Source organism: Endozoicomonas sp. ALB091 (genome assembly GCF_049310265.1).
In the GTDB taxonomy this organism is placed as follows: Bacteria; Pseudomonadota; Gammaproteobacteria; order Pseudomonadales; family Endozoicomonadaceae; genus Endozoicomonas.
The window spans coordinates 949,835-972,714 of record NZ_JBLYNQ010000007.1 but is presented as its reverse complement, the minus strand read 5'-3'; the positions used below and the strand labels follow the sequence as shown (position 1 = coordinate 972,714).

Below are 22,880 nucleotides of genomic sequence, written 5' to 3'. Positions count from 1 at the left end.
CAGGTTTTTGATATGGCATTTTCACGGCAATTAATCCGAAGCCTGGTAAGGAGCAGGTTATTAAACCGATTTTCAGTCAACGCCAGTCACTGGTCACGCGCTTTGTTTTGCTGATCATCCTGTCATTGGCGATTTTGTATTTTGATCATAGCTATCGCGCCCTGTCACAGGTTCGCCAGTGGCTGACTGTTGCTGCTACGCCTGTCCTGTTTCTTGCTGATCTGCCCGGGCGTATCTGGGGAACCGCTTCACAGGTGGTGATGTCGCACAACGACTTGCTTCAGGAAAACGCCCGTCTCAAGGCACGAAACCTGATTCTTGAACAGAAGGTTCAGAAACTTGCTTCATTAACAGCCCAGAATATCCGTCTGCGGGAGTTGCTGAACTCTTCTGAACTGGTGGATGAGCAGGTATTGGTTGCCGAGGTGGTTGGCGTTGACCCTGATCCTTTCCGGCACCGGGTGATCATTAACAAGGGAGCCATTGACAAGGTCTACGAAGGGCAGGCCATTCTCGATGCTCATGGCGTGATGGGGCAGGTTATTGAAGTCAGCCCGGTCAGCAGTCGGGTGTTGATGCTGACCGATGTGGCGGCCCGCATTCCTGTGCAAAATCACCGAACCAAATATCGAGCTATTGCTACGGGGACCGGTCGTACGGATCGCCTTGAATTGCAGCATATCCCGGTTACTGAAGATTTTCAGGAGGGTGATCTGCTGACCAGTTCGGGGCTGGGGGGCATCTATCCCGAGGGGTACCCGGTGGGGGTGGTTACCCGGGTTATCCATAATTCCGGCGATGCCTTTGCCTCTATTGAAGTTAAGCCTCTTGCTGAAGTGAACAGAAGCCGGGTTGTGCTTCTGGTTTTTCGGGAAGTCTCCGGCCTGATTGAGCCGATCAACGCTGCCCAGACGGATGTTTCAAAGACAAAGGTGGAGAAGAAAGCAGATGAGGTGCGGCGATAATGGTTCAGCAGGCTAATGCCCACTGGGTGGTGTGGATGACCCTGCTGGTGGCGGCAATGTTCAGTATTATGCCATTGCCTGAATGGTTATCACTGGTTCGCCCGGCATGGGTACCGCTGGTGGTTATCTACTGGGCTCTGGCATTGCCGGAGCGGTTTGGTTTGCTGTTTGCCTTTATTACTGGTTTGCTGCTGGATGTGTTTCAGGGAAGTCTGTTTGGGTTGAACTCCCTGGGGATGATCATGGTTGCTTTTATTGTGCTCAGCCTGCATCGGCGGCTCAGGTTATTTCCTGTCTGGCAACAGGCCTTCATGGTGTTCCTGATGGTAGGTTTTTATCAACTGCTGCTACTGTGGGTTCGCAGTGCTGCAGGGAATACGATTCCCTCTGTCTGGTATTTGCTGCCTTCATTATCCAGCGCGCTTATCTGGCCCTGGGTTATGTCCGGACTGCGTTTTTTGAGGCGCTATTTCCGGGTGGTTTAGGAATAGTCCTTGAATAATTTACACATTTCGGAGCCTCCGAACTCCGTTCGTCCTGAGCCTGTCGAAGGGCGTTAACTCCGAGGCATGATAGATTGTGCCAGGCACCCTTCGACTCCGCTCAGGATGAACGGAGAGTGAGTTCTAAATGTCGGAATTATTTAAGGATCATTACTTAGTTCCTGGTGTGAATGGGATTTGCCACTGGTATAAGTAGTTAACCAAATGTTTTCAATGTAATTGGAGGCTCGTTCATTTGGTTAACTACTTACAGAGGTCTTCATTTGCGGAGGTATCTTTCAGCAAGGTTATCAACAAGACGCTTCCAATCTTTTGTCAACTGGTGTGCATTGGCATCGAGTTGAATAAGAGCCGCTTGCTTGATATGTGCCTTCAATATTGTTTTCTCGTCTTCAGCTTTCAGCTGATTTTTAACGGGCAGACGGTCATAGCAAAAAATCTTGCTTGAGAAATCAATTGGGAATGCACGAACCTCATAATCAGCAGGACCTCCTGAGTGGAATTTTGCGCCTTTTCCCACAAGAATCATATTGAAGGCATCACCCGGGTTGTAAACTCCATTATCAATAAGGTTTCTAATATCCTTAACCAGTGGAGTTAAAGCCGCATCCCAGTTTTCAAGTATGGACGGCTTCTGGCCTTCTGATAACACTTTCTTACCGTTCAGATGATTAAAAATCTTAAGACTGGTTTTGCTGATCACTTCAAAAGCATTTTCTTTGGCGTATTCGCTAAATGATGGCGCGATATGGGTTGCTATTGAGTATTTGGTACCCTGAAACTCCCAACGAATTACAGCGGGTTCGATGTCAAGGGTTGGAATACCTGATTTTTTCAGGTAACTGTGCATCATTAACTCATCATAGAATTGATGTGGGGCCGCATTCATTGCCAGTGCCTGACCATCGCCAGTATCATAGAATGTCTTTGATGCACCAGCTCCCAGTCTCTTATTGAGTTTTACTGTTTTAACCGCATCTTGAGTAATCAACTCAATGGGAATAGCGCCATCTCTTGCCTTCTCCAATTGACTGTAGGCTGCTTTTGGAATTTCCTCAGGATGATGTGAAACATTAACTGCCAGAAAACGATTGTATCTTTCCATCGCATCTCTGACATCGTCATCAATGATGTATCTTTGCCATTGTACTTTGGCTCCGGGAATAACTTGAAGGTTTGAAGTCAGCGTTTTTGAACCACCCTCTGCCATTCGTTTTTGAGCCGTACTTTTAAAACTGCTCTTTGGTATCGGGCGTTGAGCCGGGGGTTGTGGCCCGCTCTTTGGTATCGGGCGTTGAGCCGGGGGTTGTGGCCCGCTCTTTGGTATCGGGCGTTGAGCTGTAGTTTGTGGCCTTCTCTCTGGTATCGGGTTTTGAGCTGTAGTTTGTGGCCTTCTCTTAGGTATCGGGTTTTGAGCTGTAGTTTGTGGCCTTCTCTTAGGTATCGGGTTTTGAGCTGTAGTTTGTGGCCTTCTCTCAGGTGTCGGGTTTTGAGCTGTAGTTTGTGGCCTTGTCTCAGGTGTCGGGTGTTGAGCTGTAGTTTGTGGCCTTGTCTCAGGTGTCGGGTTTTGAGTTGTAGTTTGTGACCTGATCTCTGGTATCGGGTTTTGAGTCGTAGTTTGTGTTCTGCTCACTGGCAGCTGGTTTTCGGTCATAGTTTGAGGTTTGGTAACTTTTCGGTCATACAGGCTCTTGACTGCGTAAACAAGATCAACCGCCAGTGACGGAATAAAAGCTACTACAGACACCACAGCGGCAACAGCACGCCCAAAAAAGCGAGATGTTTTACTGGCAACAGCCTCAGAAATTTTGTTAAACCAGTTTGCGCAGGTCCATTTACGCTTTTCTGTGGTCTGATCGGTATTAAGTGCCGGATTACCAGCAATCGGGTCTGACATAGAAACCTCCTGTGTTTCTCTTTAAATCATGTAGTTGTAAATAATAATTTGGGGATATAGTTGATTATTTAATGGTTTGACCACTATGCAGTGAATAAGTTTCAATTCTTTTAAGATTGAATAAGATCTATCTGGCTTACCAATGGCTGCGTCGTGCTGAGCTGTTACAACAAATTGGTGTTTCCTGGCAGAAACTGACCTTTTAATGAAAAACCTTTTCCCGGTGAGCCCACCACCGGGAAAAGGCATCTGCTGGCAGAAATACTGGACCGGGATTCTCCCGGGATAGAAATCTGTCGCTACTTTTTCACAGGAAATTTCTTCGACGAAGGTATCTTTTGGTAAGGTCCTTAGCAAGGTCTTTCCATTTTTCTGGCAAGAAGCATGCCTTGGCATCATATTGAACAAAAACGACTTGCTCAATATAGGCCCTCAATGTTCTTTTCTCCTCTTTCGCTTTAAGCCGTTTTATAACGGGGAGCTGATCGTACTGCTCGGCTTTGCTTGAGAAATCAAATGGAAATGCACGCGCCTCAAAATCAGCTTGCCCACCTGAGTGGAATTTGTTGCCTTTTCCCACAAGAATGGCATTGCATGCATCACCCAGAGTGGAAATGCCATTATCAATCATGGTTCTAATATCATTAACCAATGGATTCAAAACCTCATCCCAGTTCTCAGGTTTGAATGCATCCTGGCCTGCTGGTAACACTTTCTTGCCGTTCAGTTGACCGGCAAGCTTATCACAGTCCTTGTGGTCCACTACGAAAGCATTTTGTTTTGGGTATTCGCTGAATGATGGTGCGATGTAGGTTGCTTTTGTGTATTTTGTGCCCTCAAACTCCCAACGAATAACCGCAGGTTTGATTTCATTGGTAGGGATACCTAATTTTTCCAGGTATCGAAGCATCATTAACTCATCATAGAATTGATATGAGGTCTTGATCATTGCCAGTGCCTGGCCATCGCCGATATCGTAGAAAGTCTTGGATCCACCACCTCCCAGCCCTTTATGGAGTTTTACGGTTTTGACACCATCTTCAGTAATCAACTCAATGGGCATATTACCTTTGGCTGCCTCATTCAATTGTTGCTCTGCTGCTTTTGGAATCTCATCTGGATGATGTGTGAGGTTTTCTGCCAGAAAACGATCGTAACGTTCCATCGTAGCTTTAACATCATCATCATGAATGTATCTTCGCCATTGTACTTTGGCTCCCGGAATAACCGGAAGATTTGGAGCAGGAGCCTGGAGTTTGGTGATTTTCCTGTCATACAGACTCTTGGCCGCATAAACAAGATCAACGCCCAGTGAAGGAATAAAGGTGACTACAGTTACCAAAGCGGCAACAACACGCCCAAAAAAACGAGATGTTTTGCTGGCAACTGCATCAGAAATTTTTTTAAACCAGCTTACGCAGGTCCATTCACTATTTTGCGCATTTTGCGAGAGATTGAGTGCTGGAGTACCAATAATCGGGTCTGACATAGAAACCTCCTGTGTTTCTCTTTAAATCATGTAGTTGTAAGTAATATTTTGGAGATAAAGTAAATTGCCTAGAGATTTGACCACTATCTAGTGAATAAGTTTCAATTCTTTAAAGATTGAATAAGATCTATCTGGCTTACAAATGGCTGCGTCGAGCTGGGCTGCTGCAAAAAATTGGTGTTTCCTGCAGAAACTGGCCTTCAATAAAAACCCTTTTCCCGGTGAGTCCCCTGCCGGGAAAAGGCAACTGCTGGCAAAAACACCAAACCGCGATTCTCCCGGGAGTGTAGAAAACCAACGCAGCCTTTTGGAAGATTCATCGGCGAATATGTCTTTCGACAAGATATTTAACAAGTTTTTTCCACTCTTTTGGCAAGCACCATGCCTTGGGGTTAAATTGAACAAAAGCGGCTAACTCGAAATAATGTTGCAATATTTCTTCCTCCTCCCTGGCTGTAAGCCGCTTTTTAGGTGGAAGTTGATCCAGTTGAGTCGTTTCGTCTACAAATTCATAAGGAAATGCGCGAATCTCATATTTAGCAGGCCCCCCTGAGTGGAATTTATTGCCTTTTCCGACAACGATGGCTTTGTGGGTAGCCGCAATTCTGTAACAGGCACGTGTAGAAACACCATTATCAATCAGGGTTCTAACATCATTAACCAGTGGCTTTAAAACCTCATCCCAGTTCTCAGGAGTCCGTATATACTCGTCTTCGTCTTTGTCTTCGTCAACTACTAACAATTTCTTACCATCCAGTAGTTCATTTTCCTCTGAAGTAGATCTTATATGCATTAAGAAAGCATTTTGTTTTGCGTATTCGCTAAATGATGTTGTGATGTAGGTTGCCATTGTGTATTTTTCGCCCTCGAATTCCCAACGAATAACAGCGGGTTTGATTTCAATGGTCGGAACACCTAATTTCTCCAGGTATCTATTCATCATTAATTCATCATAGAATTGGTGTGGGCAATTATTCATTGCCAGTGCCTGTCCATCGCCAATATCGTAGTAACGTCTGGATTCACCAATTCTTAGCTCTTCCCCGAACTTAAATGTTGTAAAAGCATTTTGGTCTGGAGTAATCAACTCAATTGGAATATCACCATTCAGGGCCTCAGCCAGTTGTCGGTGAGCTGCTTCCGGGATAGCCTCTGGATGATGTAAGACGTTCTTTGCCAGAAAACGGTTGTGGTTTGCCATCGTAGTTTTGACATCGTTATCATGAATGTCTCTTATCCACTCTACCTTGGTTTGGAGATGGGTGACTTTTCTGTCATACAGGCTCTTGGCTGCATAAACAAGATCAACGCCCAGTGAAGGAATGAAGGCGGCTACAGATAGCACAGCGGCAACAACACGCCCAAAAAAGCGAGATGTTTTACTGGCAACAGTGTCAGAAATTTTTTTAAACCAGCTTACGCAGGTCCATTCACTATTTGGCGCATTCTGGGGGGAATTGAGCGCTGGATTACCGGCAGTGGGGCCTGTCATAGAAACCTCCTGTGTTTCTTTATTATGAGTATTGTTATAAGTAGTTGATTCTTTGATACCCACACCGTTCGCACTGAGTGAAGTGCGGTGCTCCCATCCTTTGGCTCCGCTCAGGAAGAGTGGGGTGTATGGCTATTAAAGCTTTTCTGGTGTTTTTGACCACTAACTAACGAATAAGTTCCAACTCTTTTATAATCCGTCTGCATTACGTTAGGCATCAGGCATCTATCCCTCTAATCTGTGTCGTTCAAAAAAAGGTTGAATATGATCTATCTGGCTTCCCAATCCCCGCGTCGAGCTGAGCTGTTACAGCAAATCGGTGTTTCCTTTCATCAACTGGCCTGTGATATTGATGAAACCCCATTCCCCGGTGAGGCTCCAGCAGAGTATGTGCTGCGCATGGCCCGGGAAAAGGCAGCGGCAGGCTGGCAGGCATCAGTAACCCGGGATTCTGCCAAAATGCCTTTGTTGGCAGCAGATACAACGGTGGTCTGTAATGATCAAATTCTCGGCAAGCCTCAGAATGCAAACGATGCTCGTCGTATGTTGGGGATGCTTTCCGGCAAGACTCATCAGGTGATGACCGCAGTAGCGGTCACCGATGGCAGTCAGCTGCAAACTGAGTTGTCGGTTACGGATGTGGTGTTTAATGACCTGCCTGATTCGTTGATTGATGATTATATTGCCTCCGGGGAGCCGACCGATAAAGCAGGTGCCTACGGAATTCAGGGCTATGGTGCAGTTTTGGTAGCGAGTCTGTCTGGCAGCTATTCCGGTGTTGTCGGGTTGCCGCTTATGGAAACTGCACGACTTCTGTCAGATTTTAATGTGCCATTCTGGCAAGCGGGCTGATAGTCCTTATTTCCAACTAAGGTGTCTCATTTTCTCTCCGTTTTTCAGTTCAAAAAAGAGCGTGAATACGCTCTCACAACATCATGGAACGGTTTTTGGTATAAAGTTTGTCAGGAAGCAAAAACCGGATGCAAATTGCTGGTATGATCGACTGATCTATTTTGTTTCTACCAGTACGTCAACCTCAGACGGCCTTTTAAGGAATGGTGGAAAGTGTATTGACCTGTGATGCCTGAGACGAAACTCATCGTCCGTCTGAAGAGGCACCACAGGTCAATGCATTAAAGGAATTGAGGGACTGGGATGAGCGAAGAAATTCTCATGAATATCACGCCCATGGAATCACGGGTGGCTCTGGTTGAAAATGGGGTGCTGCAGGAGATCTATGTCGAGCGTGCCCGAAGTCGGGGTATTGTCGGCAATATTTATAAAGGGAAGGTGGTTCGTGTCCTGCCGGGAATGCAGGCCGCTTTTGTTGATATTGGCCTTGAACGGGCGGCGTTTATTCATGCCAGTGAAATTGCGCCCAGGCAGGACAGCCGCCATGAAAAAAACGGGGAAGAGACCCAGGAACGCCCGATTTATGAGTTGGTGCATGAAGGCCAGTCGCTGGTGGTTCAGGTAACCAAAGATCCCCTGGGAACCAAAGGTGCCCGCCTGACCACCCATATCTCCATTCCGGCCCGTTATCTGGTGCACATGCCAAAAAACAACCACGTTGGGATCTCGCTGCGCATCGAGGATGTTGAGGAGCGGGAACGTCTGCGGCAATTGGTTGAGTCTTGCCTTGGCGGTGATGATGGTGCCGGTGGCTTTATTCTGAGAACGGCAGCAGAAGGCATTGGCGAAGGTGAGGTGCGTGCGGATATTCTCTTTCTGCGCAGGCTGTGGGCCACCATCGAAGAGAATATCCGGGAGAGCAGGGCACCGGCCAATGTCTATGAAGACTTGCCGCTGCACTTGCGAACCATGCGTGACCTGGTCAATCCCAACATTGAAAAGATCCGCATTGATTCCCGGGAAACCTTTGAAAAGGTGTCCAAATTCGTCAAGAAGCTGGTGCCTGAGATTGACGGCCGGGTGGAATATTACCCCGGCGAACGCCCGATTTTTGATCTGTTTGGCGTTGAGGATGAGATCAACAAGGGGCTTAGCCGTAAAGTTCAGCTGAAGTCCGGTGGCTATCTGATTATTGACCAGACCGAAGCCATGACCACCATCGATGTCAACACCGGTGCCTTTGTTGGCCACCGTAATCTGGAAGAGACTATCTTTAAAACCAACCTTGAAGCGGCCGTTGCCATTGCCCGCCAGCTCCGTTTACGGAATTTGGGGGGGATCATCATTATCGACTTTATTGATATGGAAGATCCGGAGCATCAGCGGCAGGTTCAGCGTGCTTTTGAAAAGGCCATGGAGCAGGACCATGCCAAGACCAATTTTACCGGCGTCAGTGAACTGGGCCTGGTGGAGATGACCCGCAAGCGAACCCGTGAGTCACTGGAAAATGTTCTGTGTGAACCCTGCCCAACCTGTGAGGGCCGTGGTACCTTGAAAACGGCAGAGACGGTATGCTACGAGATTTTCCGGGAAATTCTCCGGGCTGTCCGGGCCTATGATGGCGACAGTTATACGGTGCTGGCAGCTGAGACCGTGATAGACCGTCTGCTGGATGAAGAGTCCAATAATGTGGCCGATCTTGAAGAGTTTATCCAGAAGCCTATTCGTTTTCAGGTAGAGCCGATCTACACCCAGGAACAGTTTGATGTAGTTCTGGTGTAACGAACGCTGCCCGCTTCCTGCTGCCCGCTACTCCGCTTCTCAGGGGTGCGGACAACGGGAAGCGGGTAGTGTTTTTTTAGTATTTGGTAATGGTTACTGGATTGATATTTTGTTGAGCGTCACTTTTGTTATACGGCTGGCTGATGGTCAGTTGTCCAATGGTTTGTCTGGGCGGGAACTCGGTTGTTGAAGCGGATGGTAAACAGCCTCAGGCAGAGTGCTCCGGGTATTCAGGGGGCAGATGGCAAAAATGCACCATCTGGCAGTCTCCGTCTACTGAATAGTTTGATGAAATGGAGTTGGCGGCTGCTGCTGACCGGGTTAACCATTCTGGTCATTCTGGTAGGACTCGGGCGACTGATGTTCAGTGCCCTACCGGTTCTGCTGCCTCAGCTTTCAGATTTTCTCAGCGACCGTTTACAGGCTGACCTGCAAATTGAGTCCATGTCTGCACAATGGAATGATGGCGAGCCATGGTTATCCATGCAAGGGTTGACGCTTAAAGGTAAAGAGGCAGATCAGGCCGGGTTCAGTATCTCGCAGCTGGCTTTGGAATTGAGCCTGAAGGAGTCACTGTTACACTGGACGCCGGTATTTTCATCCCTGGAAATCAATGGCGTCAATGTTGCGCTGGTCCGTGGCGATGGTGCCCAGTGGGCGCTATCCGGTATTCAACGGGTTGCCGGGTCATCATTACAGGCTCCCGAATATCAACAAAGTTCTGCACTGGAATGGCTTGCCCTGCAAAAGAAGGTGGATATTCGTGATATCCGCCTGAATATGCGCAAAGCCAATGGTGAGGGCAGTGATATTCGTGGCCAGCATTTGACGGTCATGACGGATGGTGACCAGAAAAATCTGTCGGTCCGTCTTGAGGCGGGTGCTGGTTATCTTGCCATCGATGGCTCTGGCATCGTCGGCCCTGGTCAGTTTTCCCGGTGGCAGGGAGTGGCCGTCGCCAGTGATCTTGATGCTGAGCAGCTCTGTGTCCTGTGGTCTGGTTGTTATGATGATGTGCTGTCAGCACGGATACAGCTGGAGACCGGCTGGCTTTATGATGATGGGGCCTGGCAAGTTCAGGGAGAGGTTGCCTCTCCTGATGTAACGTATCGGGATAATGCTGGTGCGTTGAACCATCTTTCCGGGCAGACCCATGTATTTATGCAGGGCGTTTTGTCCCGGGAGCCGTTGTCAGAATCCAGCTGGCAGATCTGGCTGAATGGCCTCAATCTGGAGAACCGCCTGCATAACGGGACGGTTTATCAGTGGGAAAACAGCTGGTATCTGGCCGGTGGCCGTGCTGAAGAATATACGGTAACCGTAGCGACCGAAAACCTGGATCTGGATCTGCTGAAACGATGGTTACTGGATACCGATGCGCTTCCGGAACCGGTGGCTGATCTGGTGAATACCCTGAATCCCATTGGCCAGTTGAAGGATCTGGCCATCCGTTTTTACCCATCCCGTCAACCGTTTGATTTCGACTTGAGTGCCCGGCTTGACAATGTGTCGGTGGCTGCCTGGCATGGCGCTCCTTCCGGGGGCAATGTCAGTGGTCAGTTAAGGATGAACCTGCTGCAGGGCTATCTTGACCTGGATACCCGGAACTTCCAGCTGGGCTTTCCCAAACTGTTCCGGGAGACCTGGACATTTGCTACTGCCAAAGCACGCCTTTACTGGGATGTTATTGATGACTTTTATATTTTGAAGTCGGATGACATCGCCCTGGTGGGGGCTGAAGGTGATCTGAAAGGCAAGCTCAGGCTTGATATCCCGCTGAAATGGCATGAAGGTGACACCCTGGATATGGCATTGACGGTGGGCATGAGCAATGGTGATGCCCGCTATACGGGCAAATACCTGCCAGCCTTGCGGCCCATGAACAGCGGTCTGGTGCACTGGCTGGATACCGCCATCCGCAAGGCAGATATCTTAGGGGGCGGGTTTATTTATAACGGTGCTCTATCTGGTGGTAAGCGTGGAGATATCGGCCCGCAGGATTCCCGATGGGGACTTTTTTTTGATCTCCAGAATGGCGAGCTGGACTACGCGCCTGACTGGCCTGTGATTACCGGCCTGGCCGGGCAGGTTTATGTTAACGATGACCGGGTGGAAGTACAGGGCCAGCAGGCAGAGTCAGCGGGTGGCCAACTGGATGGTATAGTCGCGCGAGTGCCGCTGGACGGGACATCAATACTCAGGATCAGCAGTCAGCTGAATGCCAGTGGCGAGACTCTGCAGCACTTTCTTACCCGGACACCCGTTAATGACTGGATGAAGGGTGCAGCAGAGCAATGGACGTTGCAGGGGCAGCTGGATGCCGGACTTGATTTGACACTTCCTCTGGATGACCCGGGCCGTTCTGAAGTGGATATCCGTGGCGCTGTGGAATCATTTACCTTCGGGATTCCTGAGGTGGGGATTGCCGCAAAAGGCATTGCCGGTGATCTCTCCTACAGCACTGACCGTGGACTTACTGCACGACAGTTATCTGGTCAACTGTTTGATCAGCCGGCTCAATTTCAGATACGTTCGATGGTACAGAATCAACAACCCGTTTCCACCGATATTGTCTGGTCAGGCAGAGCCTCAGTGTCTTCACTTCAGGACTGGCTGAAGCTGGATTGGCTCAGTTTGCTGGAGGGAGAAACGGATTATCGCGCCAGCTTATCCCTGGGATTAGACGACAATAACACGGAACTCATGGTCGGCAGTGAACTGCTTGGAGTTAATGTTGAGCTGCCAGCGCCGGTGGGTAAAACGGCGGATACACCGCTACCCCTGACGTTTTCTCTGACCAACAAAGCAGGTCACCAGCTGCTGGGTGTGACGCTGGGCAAACTGGGGCGGCTGGACATGAGAATGACGCCGGAGTTTTCCCCGGAGTCTGCCCTGATGACACTGGGTGACGATGCTTCCCACCCTGGTACAGGCTCTGCTGCCTGGCCTTCAGGGAATCAATTTCTGGTGACCGGTGCTTTGCCGGAACTGGATCTCGGTCCCTGGAAGGCTCGCTTTGAAGGGCAGCCCGGTAGTCCTGTCGAGCAACAGTTGGCCTCACGCCTGGCCCTTGACAATGTTCGCCTCGGTTCACTGAAGTATGGGGATTATCTCTGGCCGGATATATCGGTTTCACTTCAGCAGGCGGTTCAGAATCAGAGGTCACAGTCTGACAGAAAAGGTATGAAACTGGCCGTTGATGGACAGACACTGAAAGGTGATTTATGGATTCCTGACCAGCAAACTGCACCGTGGTCTCTTTATATTGACCGTGTACATCTGCCAGAGCCTGCTTCTGAAACCGCTTCCGGAGATAGTCCTTCAGAATCCGGGGACAGCCTGGCGGACATCAATCCGGCAACGTTGCCCAATCTTGATGTGAACATCAACCATATTCAGGTTGGCGGCCGAACGCCTGCAAGCATCGGTTTTAAACTTCGTCATGGACCCAACGGTGTCAAGATCGATCATATTACCGGTGAGCTGTCGGGTATGTCGCTGAATGGTCTGGCAGACTGGGTGCTGACGGACGGTGAACAGCGCAGCTGGGTTCAGGGAGAACTTAAGGGCACGGACATCACAGCATTGCAGAAAGCCCTGGGCTCTTCAGGTTTTCTTGAGGCCAGGGAAAGCCGTTTCGAGGCCAGCCTGAACTGGGATGGATCGCCTCTTGGAGGTTCGATTGCCACCATGAAAGGCCGGATCGATTTGCTGCTGAAGAAGGGGCGGCTGCGCAAAGTCGATAATGGCTCGTCGGAAGCACTTAAATTATTTGGTATTTTTAATACCGAAGCACTGACCAGAAGGATAAAGCTGGACTTTTCCGATCTCTACTCGTCCGGTATCAGTTTTGATCAAATCAAGGGCAGCCTGAACTTTAACCGGGGACTGATTACCTTCAATTCACCCATGGTGATCGAAGGACCGTCTTCCGACTTCAAACTGGATGGCACTATCGATACCAACACCGAACAGCTGGATCTGAGTCTGGTGGTTACCCTGCCTGTGTCATCCAATCTGCCGATTCTCAGCGTACTGCTGGGCACTGCTCCCCAGGTGGCGGGTATTATTTACATTGCGGACAGACTGGTGGGCAAACAGGTGGATCAGCTGGCCAGCATCCGTTACCGGATTCATGGCTCCTTTGCTGACCCTAAAATGACCCTGGACAGGCTGTTCTCCAATAAGCCGAAAAAATAACCCGGCCGATATAATCTTCCTGATTCATCCTCTGCCTGAATGCACTCTGAATACGCAAAGGCTTTTGGCGGATCTATCAGGAAGCTACCTCCACACTGCTTTTGAGGTTCCTCAGGTTTTTCATAGCCTTGGCATGCCCCAGCCTGGCTGCCATACGGTACCAGCGCTCCGCTTCATACAGATTTGCCACAAAGCCCTTGCTACCTAGCTCAAACAGAGTGCCCAGTTTGTTCATGGCTGAAGCATTACCCCGCTCAGACGCCCTGAGCAACCAGGGGATCGCCTGGTCCAGATCTATCTCAAAGCCCTCGTCACCATACAGATAAAGGCCACCCAGCTTGTTCATGGCGGAATCATCGCCCAGCATGGCCGCCTTCAGGTACCACCGCTCCGCTTCACGCAGATCTACCCCAAAGCCCCCGTCAGCATAGTGATGAAGGTAGCCCAGCAGGTACATGGCTGAAGCTATAATGGCTGGATCTTTCCCCCGCTCAACCACCTTGAGCAACCAGATTTTCGCCTGGTGCAGATCTGCCTCAAAGCCCTCGCCGCCATAAAGATACAGGTAACCCAGGTTAAACATGGCCCTGACACCTTCCAGCTCAACCGCTTTGAGCCACCAGGATTTCGCCTGGTGCAGATCTTTCTCAAAGCCATTGTCACCCTCGTAATACTGGCAGCCCAGGTTGGTCATGGCTCCAACATCCCCCATTCCAGCCGCCTTGAGCAACAGGAACTTTCCCTGATCCTGATGATCTGCCGGTAAGCCCTCGCCGCCACCCAGATACAGTAGGGCCAGGTTATTCATGGCGCAGGCATCCCCCAATCCGGCCGCTTCCAGGTACCAGTGCTCCGCTTTGCACAGATCTGCCGCGAAGTCCTTGCCACCATGCTCATACTGGTAGGCCAGGTTATTCATGGCTGAAGTATCCCCCAGCTCAGCCGCCTTAAGGTACCAGCTCTGGGCTTTGTGCAGATCTATCTCAAAGCCCTTGCCACCATTTGTATACACGATGCCCAGGCTGTACATGGCTGCAATATCCCCCAGCTCAGCCGCCTTAAGGTACCAGCTCTGGGCTTTGTGCAGATCTATCGAAAAGCCCTCGCCACCAAACTGATACAGGTAGCCCAGATGCCACATGGCGGCAATATCCCCCAACTCAGCGGCCTTGATATACCATTGCTCCGCTTTGTGCAGATCTACCGGAATGCCCTCACCACCATTCTGGAAAAGCTCCCCCAGGTTTCTCAGACCGATCGGGTCGGATCCTCCCCTTCTGGCCAGCAGCAGGGCCGCATCGAGGTGCTTATTGGCAACGGCCATGGCCAGGGGCGTTTTACCCGCCGCTCGGCCCGCATCCACCTCCACCCCCCGTTGCAGCAGGGCCTGGATGATCTTGATATCACCCTTCTTTGCCGCGTTGACCATCTGATGCCGCCAGTCCCGGGGCAGAGGCAGGTTTTTCACCACCATATTTTGAATGACTTCCCGCCCGTAAGGGCAGGTCACATGGCCTTTTGTCCAGCTGGAAAGGCACTTAAAGTGAAACTTATGCCTGCAGGGCCTGGCAATAGCGACGCACCTGCCCACAAACTTCTGATTGGTGGATGAGTAGAGGTCATCATGGCAGATCGAGCAGATTGTGGGCTCGGTGGGCACAACAACTGCTGCACTGGAGGGAATGCTGTTCACGCCAGGTAACTTCCTTACTTTTTGGGATTGCTACTCTGACTGTGTTGATCTCAAAAATATCCCGTACCAGGTTCTGAAAATATCAAAAAACCAGCTTTGTGGATTTCCTGAATTCCAGAACAGATCAAAATATGGGAAAAGAAGGTGGTTATACGGTTATAACGCACACAATTTTATCGATGCAGGATGTATAGATATATATTCATTGTCGTGAAACATATTTTGCTGAACCTTTTTTCGCTCCCGTGGGACGCAAAATATTGTCACCTGCCATGGGCATTTGGCGGATCTGTCGGGAAGCCTGCTCTACCATCATTTTATGCCTTACAGTCTGCTGCCGTGGATTCGCCCTCTGGGTGGGCGCGGCCGGGTTCTTCAGGAAAGTCTTCATCAAGTCCGCGTTTTTTTGCGAGTTGCGGTTTAGAGGCTTTTTCCCGATTTTTGATGGCCAGGTCTCTCCTCAGTTGAGCAGCCTTGAGCAACAGTCGTTTTCCCTCGTACCTATGTTCCGGAAATTTTTCGCCACCACGCAGATACAGGTGACCCAGCCTACTCATGGCCAGAGGAGACCCCAGCTCAATGGCTTTCAGGTACCATCGCTCTGCTTCACGCAGATCTATCTTAAAGCCCTCGCCACCATACTGATATAGGCGACCCAGGTTGTACATGGCTAAAACATCCCCCAGCCCAGCCGCCTTCAGGTACCATCGCTCCGCTTCATGCAGATCTACCTCAAAGCCCGCGCCACCAAAATGATATAGGCGGCCCAGCATGTACATGGCTGAAGCTATATTGGCTGGATCTTTTCCCGGCTCAACCACCTTGAGCAACCAGATTTTCGCCTGATGCAGATCTGCCGGAAAGTTCTCGCCACCATGCAGATACAGGTAACTCAGGTGATGCATCGCTTCAACATATCCCAGCTCACCCGCCTTGAGCCACCAGGATTTCGCCTGGTGCAGATCTTTCTCAAAGCCATCCTCACCGTGGAAATACTGGCACCCCAAGTTGGTCATGGCTCCAAGATCCCCCAACTCAGCCGCCTTGAACAACCGGGACTTTCCCCGATCCTGATGATCTGCCGGTAAGCCCTCGCCGCCATCCAGATACAGTAGTGCCAGGTTATTCATGGCGCAGACATCCCCCAATCCAACCGCCTTCAGGTACCAGTGCTCCGATTTGCCCAGATCTACCGCGAAGTCCTTGCCACCGTCTTGATACAGGCAGGCCAGGTTATTCATGGCTGTAGTATCCCCCAGCTCAGCCGACTTAAGGTACCAGCTCTCGGCTTTGTGCGGATCGGCTGGAAAGCCCTCACCACCATTTGCATACACGATGCCCAGGCTGCACATGGCTTCAATATCCCCCAGCTCAGCCGCCTTAAGGTACCAGCTCACGGCTTTATGCAGATCTATCGACAAGCCCTCGCCACCAAACTGATACAGGTAGCCCAGATGCCACATGGCTTCAACATCCCCCAACTCAGCCGCCTTGAGATACCAATGCTCCGCTTTGTGCAGATCTACCGGAATGCCCTCACCACCATCATTGAACAGTCTTCCCAGGTTGCTCAGACCGATCGGGTCCGATCCTCCCCTTCCGGCCAGCAGCAGGGCAGCATTGAGATGCTTATTGTCAACGGCCAGGGCCAGGGGAGTTTCACCCGCAGTTTGGCCCGCATCCACCTTTGCCCCCCGTTGCAGCAGGGCCTGGAGGATCTTGATATCACCCTCCTCTGCCGCGTTGACCATCTTGTTCTTCCAGCCCCGGGGCAGGTGCAGGTTTTTCACCACCATATTTTTAATGACTTTCCGCTCGTAAGGGCAGGTCACGTGGTCTTTTGTCCAGCGGGAAAGGCACTTAAAGTGAAACTTATGCCCACAGGGTCTGGCAATAGCGACGCGCCTGCCCACAAACTTCCGATTTTTGGGTGAGTAGAGGTCATCATGGCAGATCGGGCAGGTTGGGGGCTCGGTGGGTACAACAACTGCTGTACTGGAGGGCACGCTGTTCACGCCAGGTAACTTCCTTATGTTTTTGGGATTGTTACTCTGACTGTGTTGATCTCAAAAATATCCCGTACCAGGATCTAAAAATATCAAAAAACAGCTTTATATATTTCATGAATTCCAGAACAGGTCAAAATATCCGAAAATAAGGCGTTTATACGGTTATAACGTACACAATTTTATGGATGCAGGAAGTATAGAGATACAAATTTATTGTCGTTTAAATCGACGTGAACTTTAACAGGCCAGCATTGGTTAGGAGCTGTCCTGAAATAACTTCGACATTTCTACAGTCGCTACCCGCTACCCGCCGCCCGCTTCCCGAAAAGCTGGAACCACTTGTGCTTTTGCGGGCAGCGGGTGGCGGGAAGCGGGCGGCGACATTTTCCCGGACTGAATAAAATGATGAAGTTATTCCGGGACAATTCCTTATCGGATTCATGGCTCCTTTGATGGTCCCGGGATAATCCGGAAATAACTCTGGACAGCCTCCCGGGGGACGCAAAATATTGTCACGTACCATGGGCATTTGGTGGATCTATCAGGAAGCCTTCTCTACCATCGTTTTATGCCCGTTACTGTCTGCTGCAGTGGATTCGCCCTCTGGGTGGGCGCGGCCGGGTTCATCAGGAAAGGCTTCATCAAACCCGCGCTTTTTAGCTGGTAGCGGTTTAGAGAGTTTTTCCAGTTTTTTCATGGCCAGGTCATTCCCCAACTCAGCCGCCTTGAGCAACCAGGCCTTCGCCTGGTCCAGATCTACCGAAAAGTCCACCCCACCATGCTCATACAGATGACTCAGGTGGAACATGGCCGCAGCGTTACCCAGATCAGCCGCCTTGAGCAACCAAAACTTCGCCTGTTGCAGATCCACTGGAAAGCGTTTGCGACCATACAGATATAAGCAGCCCAGGTTGCTCATGGCTGAAACATATCCCAGCTCAGCGGCTTTGCGGTACAATTGTTCCGCTTTGTGCGGGTCTGCCTCAAAGCCTTCGCCACCATTCGCATAACGGTTGCCGAGGATGTTCATGGATTGCGTAATCCCCAGCCCAGAGGCCCTGAGCAACAGGCGCTTTCCCAGATATGGATTTGCCTCAAAGCCCCTGTCACCGCGCAGATACAGTTCACCCAGGTTATTCATGGCCCGGGGATCCCCCAGTCCAATCGCCTTTATGTACCATCGCTCCGCTTCACGTAAATCTACCTCAAAACCCACGCCACCATGCTGATAGAGGCACCCCAGGTTGTACATGGCGGTGACACAGCCCTGCCCGGCCGCCTTGAACAACAGGAACTTTCCCTGGTCCGGATCTGCCTTAAAGCCCTCGCGACCATGCTGATAAAGGTGACCCAGGTTGTTCATGGCAGCAATATGCCCCAGTCCAGCCGCCTCATAGTACCAACGCTCCGCTTTGCGCAGATCTACCGCAATGCCCTCGCCACCATCCTGATACAGGCAGCCCAGGCTGTACATGGCGGAAGCGTCCCACAGCTCAGCAGCCTTAAGAAACCATTGCTCCGCTTTGCACAGATCTACTGGAACGCCCTCGCCGCCAAGCCGGTACAGATACCCCAGCTTTCTCAGGCCGATTGGGTCGGACCCTCCCCGGTCGGCCAGCAGCAGGGCAACATCGAGGTGCTTATTGATAGCGGCCAGGGCCAGTGGCGTTTTGCCCGGGCTCTGGCCTGCATCCACGTCCGCACCCCGGTTCAGCAGGGCCCGGATGATCCCGATATCGCCTTTCTTTGCCGCCTTGACCATCTGCTGCTTCCAGCCCCTGGGCAAGGTCAGGTTTTCTACCACCACACCCTCAATGGCCCCTCGCCCGCAGGGGCACTTCAGATGAGCTTCTGTCCAGCGGGTAAGGCAGTTAAGGTGGAATTTATGCCCGCAGGGCCTGGCTATGGCGACGTGCCTGCCGACAAACTCCGGCTTTTCAGGTCGGTAGAGGTCATCGTGGCAGATCGGGCAGTTTGAGGGGGCGGTGGGTATGGCTACAGTCGCACTGGATGGAACGCTGTTCATGTAAGGGGCTTCGTTACATTGCTAAGTCCGTTACTCAGACCGGGTAGCCCCCAAAAATATCCATTACCAGGCTCTGAAAATCTCAATGATCATCAATGGGTCACATCTCTGCCGGGAATCATTGAAGCTTTGTGATTAACGCTTGTAGCTGATCCGGAAGCCCTCGCTATCATCATTTTATGCCTCCAGCCCCGGATTCTCCTTCCGGGCGGGCGTGGCCGGGTTCATCAGTAAAGGTTTTATCAAACCCGCGTTTTTTAGCTGGTTGTGGTTTAGAGACTTTTTCCAGTTTTTTGATGGCCAGGTCATTCCCCAACTCAGCCGCCTTGAGCAACCAGGCCTTCGCCTGGTCCAGATCTACCGGGAAGTCCGCCCCACCATGCTCATACAGATGACTCAGGTGGAACATGGCCCAAGCGTTACCCAGGTCAGCCGCCTTGAGCAACCAGAGCTTCGCCTGCTGCAGATCCACCTGAAAGTGTTTGCGACCATACAGATATAACCAGCCCAGGTTGCTCATGGCTGAAACATATCCCAGCTCAGCGGCCTTGAGGAAAAAGTGTTTTGCTTTGTGCGGATCTGCCTCAAAGCCCACGTCACCAAGCACATAACGGTTGCCGAGGGTGTTCATGGATGGCGCATTTCCCAGCTCAGCCGCCTTGAGCAACAGGCGTTCTCCCTTGTACTGGTCTGCCGGAAAGTTCTTGCCACCACCCAGATACAGGTGACCCAGTTTACTCATGGCCAGAGGAGACCCCAGCTCAATGGCTTTCAGGTACAAGCGCTCCGCTTCACGCAGATCTAACCCAAAGTCCTGGTCAGCATAGTGATGAAGGTAAACCAGCTGGTACATGGCTGAAGCTACAATGGCTGGATCTTCCCCCAGCTCAACCGCCTTGAGCAACCAGATTTTCGCCTGGTGCAGATCTGCCGGAAAGTTCTCGCCACCATGAAGACACAGGTAACCCAGGTGAAGCATGGCTTTAGCACATCCCAGCTCAATCGCCTTGAGCCACCAGGATTTCGCCTGGTGCAGATCTTTCTCAAAGCCATTGTTACCCTTGAAATACTGCCAGCCCAGACTGGTCATTGCTCCAACATCCCCCATTCCAGCCGCCTTGAACAACAGGAACTTTGCCTGATCCTGATCTGCCGGTAAGCCCTCGCCGCCATCCAGATACAGTATGGCCAGGTTAGTCATGGTGCAGGCATCCCCCAATCCAGCCGCCTCACAGTACCAGTGCTCCGCTTTGCGCAGATCTACCGCGAAGTCCTTGCCACCATTATGATACAGGCAGCCCAGGTTGTTCATGGCTATAATATCCCCCAGCTCAGCCGCCTTAAGGTACCAGCTCTCGGCTTTGTGCAGATCGGCTGGAAAGCCCTCGCCACCATTTGCAAAGACGATGCCCAGTCTGCACATGGCTGCAATATCCCCCAGCTCAGCCGCCTTAAGGTACCAGCTCTCGGCTTTGTGCAGATCTACCGGAAAGCCCTTGCCACCATGCTGATACAGGTGGCCCAGCTGCCACATGGCTGCAATATCCCCCAACTCAGCCGCCTTGAGGTACCAGTGCTCCGCTTTGTGCAGATCTACCGGAATGCCCTCACCACCATTCTGGAAAAGACACCCCAGGTTGCTCAGACCGATCGGGTCGGATCCACCCCTTCTGGCCAGCAGCAGGGCAGCATCGAGGTGCTTATTGGCAGCGGCCCAGGCAAGGGGGGTTTTTCCTGAAGTCCGGCCCGCATCCACCTTTGCCCCCCGTTGCAGCAGGGTCTGGATGATCTTGATATCACCCTCCTTTGCCGCGTTGACCATCTGACGCCGCCAGCCCCGGGGCAGGGGCAGGTTTTTCACCACCATATGTTTAATGACTCCCCGCCCGTAAGGGCAGGTCAGATGGTCTTTTGTCCAGCGGGAAAGGCACTTAAAGTGAAACTTATGCCCGCAGGGCCTGGCAATAGCGACGTGCCTGCCCACAAACTTCCGATTTTTGGATGAGTAGAGGCTATCATGGCAGATCGGGCAGATTGGAGGCTCGGTGGGTACAATAACTGCTGCACTGGAGGGAACGCTGTTCATGCCAGGTAACTCCCTTACGTTTTTGGGATTGCTACTCTGACTGTGTTGATCTCAAAAATATCCCGTAACAGGTTCTGAAAATATCAAAAAACCAGCTTTATAGATTTCTTGAATTACAGAAAAGGTCAAAATATCGGAAAAGAAGGCGGTTATACGATTATAACTTACACAATTTTATGGATGCAGGAGGTATAAAGATATAGATTTATTGTCGTTTAAGTCGATCTGGACTTTAACAGGCCGACATTGGTTACCGGATTCATGGCCCCTTTGATGATCCCGGGATAATCCTGAAATAACCCGGGACAGCCTCCCGGGGACGTGCCATGGGCATTTGGTGGATCTATCGGGGAGCATTCTCTACCATCGTTTTATAACCCTTACAGTCTGCTGCCGTGGATTCGCCCACTGTGTGGGCGCGGCCGGTTTCATCAGGAAAGGCTTCATCAAACCCGCGTTTTTTAGCGGGTTGCGGTTTAAAGGCTTTTTCCAGTTTTTTGATGGCCAGGTCATACCCCAACTCAGCCGCCTTGAGCAACCAGGCTTTCGCCTGGTCCAGATCTACCGGAAAGTTCGCTCCACTGCGCTCATACAGCTCGCTCAGGTTGTACATGGCAGCAGCGCAACCCAGATCAGCCGCTTTGAGCAACCAGATTTTCGCCTGGCGCAGATCTACCGGAAAGTTCTCGTCGCCATCCAGATAAAAGCAACCCAGGTGAAACATGGCTCCAATATCCCCCAGCCCAGCCGCTTTGAACAACAGGAGCTTTCCCCGATCCGGATCTGCCGGTAAGCCCTCGCCTCCCTCCAGGTACACCAGGCCCAGGTTGCTCATGGCGCAAGCATCCCCCAGCCCAGCCGCCTCTATGTACAATCGCTCCGCTTTGCGCAGATCTACCGCGAAGTCCTCACCACCATAATGATACAGGTAGCCCAGATTATTCATGGCTACAACATGCCCCAGCTCAGCCGCCTTCAGGTACCAGCTCTCGGCTTTGTGCAGATCGGCTGGAAAGCCCTCGCCACCGTCGCTATACACCATGCCCAGGCCGCACATGGCTTTAATATGCCCCAGCTCAGCCGCCTTAAGGTACCAGCTCTCCGCTTTGTGCAGATCTACCGCGAAGTCCTTGCCACCATAATGATACAGGTAGCCCAGATGCCACATGCCTGCAATATCCCCCAACTCAGCCGCCTTGAGGTACCAGTGCTCCGCTTTGCTTAGGTCTACCGGAATGCCCTCACAACCATCGTGGAGCAGCTTCCCCAGGTTGTTCAGTCCGATCGGGTCGGATCCTCCCCTTCTGGCGAGCAGCAGAGCAACATCGAGGTGCTTATTGGCAGCGGCCCGGGCCAGGGGAGTTTTACCCACAGTTCGGCCCGCATCCACCTTCGCCCCCCGTTGCAGCAGGGCCTGGATGATCTTGAGATCACCCTCCTTTGCCGCGTTGACCATTTGACGCCGCCAGCCCCGTGGCAGGGGCAGGTTTTTCACCACCATAATATTGTTAATGACTTCCCGCCCGTAAGGGCAGGTCAGATGGTCTTTGGTCCAGCGGGAAAGGCACTTAAAGTGAAACTTATGCCCGCAGGGCCTGGCAATAGCGACACGCCTGCCCACAAACTTCCGATTAGTGGATGAGTAGAGGCCATCATGGCAGATCGGGCAGATTGAGGGCTCGGTGGGTACAACAACTGCTGCACTGGAGGGAAGGCTGTTCATACCAGGTAACTCCCTTGCATTTTTGGGATTGCTACTCTGACTGTGTTGATCTCAAAAATATCCCGTAACAGGTTCTGAAAATATCAAAAAACAGCTTTATAGATTTCGTGAATTCCAGAACAGGGCAAAATATCCGAAAAAAAGTGGTTATACAGTTATAACA

At 51.2% G+C, this 22,880-nt stretch carries 13 protein-coding genes; 5 read left to right on the top strand and 8 right to left on the bottom strand.

Annotation, left to right across the window (positions count from 1 at the left end; all coding sequences use genetic code 11):
* Nucleotides 1-17 precede the first annotated feature (17 nt).
* Both mreC and mreD read left to right on the top strand, forming a co-directional pair.
* Complete coding sequence (mreC, locus tag ACO6UX_RS15980) at nt 18-965, top strand: rod shape-determining protein MreC (RefSeq protein WP_422449570.1); 948 nt, start codon at nt 18-20, stop codon at nt 963-965.
* Nucleotides 965-1,450 (top strand): rod shape-determining protein MreD, encoded by a 486-nt coding sequence (mreD, locus tag ACO6UX_RS15975; RefSeq protein ID WP_422449246.1) that lies wholly within the window; start codon nt 965-967, stop codon nt 1,448-1,450. The genes mreC and mreD overlap by 1 nt, the downstream gene beginning before the upstream one ends.
* A gap of 277 nt (nt 1,451-1,727) precedes the next feature.
* On the opposite strand, the gene ACO6UX_RS15970 is transcribed toward mreD, so the two are convergent.
* From ACO6UX_RS15970 to ACO6UX_RS15960, 3 genes are all read right to left on the bottom strand, one after another.
* On the bottom strand, nt 1,728-3,365 hold the full coding sequence (locus tag ACO6UX_RS15970) for a hypothetical protein (RefSeq protein WP_422449244.1): 1,638 nt from the start codon (nt 3,363-3,365) through the stop codon (nt 1,728-1,730).
* 307 nt (nt 3,366-3,672) lie between these two features.
* Complete coding sequence (locus ACO6UX_RS15965) at nt 3,673-4,854, bottom strand: hypothetical protein (RefSeq protein ID WP_422449242.1); 1,182 nt, start codon at nt 4,852-4,854, stop codon at nt 3,673-3,675.
* Between the two features lie 316 nt (nt 4,855-5,170).
* Nucleotides 5,171-6,346 carry a hypothetical protein gene (locus ACO6UX_RS15960; protein WP_422449240.1) on the bottom strand — a complete coding sequence of 392 codons (1,176 nt, stop codon included), beginning with the start codon at nt 6,344-6,346 and terminating at the stop codon, nt 5,171-5,173.
* 264 nt (nt 6,347-6,610) lie between these two features.
* On the opposite strand from ACO6UX_RS15960, the gene ACO6UX_RS15955 reads away from it, so the two are divergent.
* From ACO6UX_RS15955 to ACO6UX_RS15945, 3 genes are all read left to right on the top strand, one after another.
* Complete coding sequence (locus tag ACO6UX_RS15955; RefSeq protein WP_422449238.1) at nt 6,611-7,198, top strand: Maf family protein; 588 nt, start codon at nt 6,611-6,613, stop codon at nt 7,196-7,198.
* Nucleotides 7,199-7,501: 303 nt separating this feature from the next.
* Entirely contained in the window at nt 7,502-8,980 is a 1,479-nt protein-coding gene (rng, locus tag ACO6UX_RS15950) for a ribonuclease G (protein WP_422449236.1), read from the top strand.
* A gap of 195 nt (nt 8,981-9,175) precedes the next feature.
* Nucleotides 9,176-13,180 carry a YhdP family protein gene (locus ACO6UX_RS15945; RefSeq protein WP_422449569.1) on the top strand — a complete coding sequence of 1,335 codons (4,005 nt, stop codon included), beginning with the start codon at nt 9,176-9,178 and terminating at the stop codon, nt 13,178-13,180.
* Between the two features lie 76 nt (nt 13,181-13,256).
* On the opposite strand, the gene ACO6UX_RS15940 is transcribed toward ACO6UX_RS15945, so the two are convergent.
* From ACO6UX_RS15940 to ACO6UX_RS15920, 5 genes are all read right to left on the bottom strand, one after another.
* A complete protein-coding gene (locus ACO6UX_RS15940; protein ID WP_422449234.1) occupies nt 13,257-14,873 on the bottom strand; it encodes an RING finger domain-containing protein in 1,617 nt (538 codons plus the stop codon).
* A gap of 317 nt (nt 14,874-15,190) precedes the next feature.
* A complete protein-coding gene (locus ACO6UX_RS15935; RefSeq protein WP_422449232.1) occupies nt 15,191-16,888 on the bottom strand; it encodes an RING finger domain-containing protein in 1,698 nt (565 codons plus the stop codon).
* A 535-nt stretch (nt 16,889-17,423) separates the two neighbouring features.
* Nucleotides 17,424-18,908 carry an ankyrin repeat domain-containing protein gene (locus ACO6UX_RS15930; RefSeq protein ID WP_422449230.1) on the bottom strand — a complete coding sequence of 495 codons (1,485 nt, stop codon included), beginning with the start codon at nt 18,906-18,908 and terminating at the stop codon, nt 17,424-17,426.
* Between the two features lie 172 nt (nt 18,909-19,080).
* Nucleotides 19,081-20,994 carry an RING finger domain-containing protein gene (locus ACO6UX_RS15925; RefSeq protein WP_422449228.1) on the bottom strand — a complete coding sequence of 638 codons (1,914 nt, stop codon included), beginning with the start codon at nt 20,992-20,994 and terminating at the stop codon, nt 19,081-19,083.
* A 343-nt stretch (nt 20,995-21,337) separates the two neighbouring features.
* The gene (locus tag ACO6UX_RS15920) at nt 21,338-22,717 is read right to left on the bottom strand and encodes an RING finger domain-containing protein (protein WP_422449226.1); all 1,380 of its coding nucleotides are present in this window, start codon (nt 22,715-22,717) and stop codon (nt 21,338-21,340) included.
* Between the last annotated feature and the right edge of the window lie 163 nt (nt 22,718-22,880).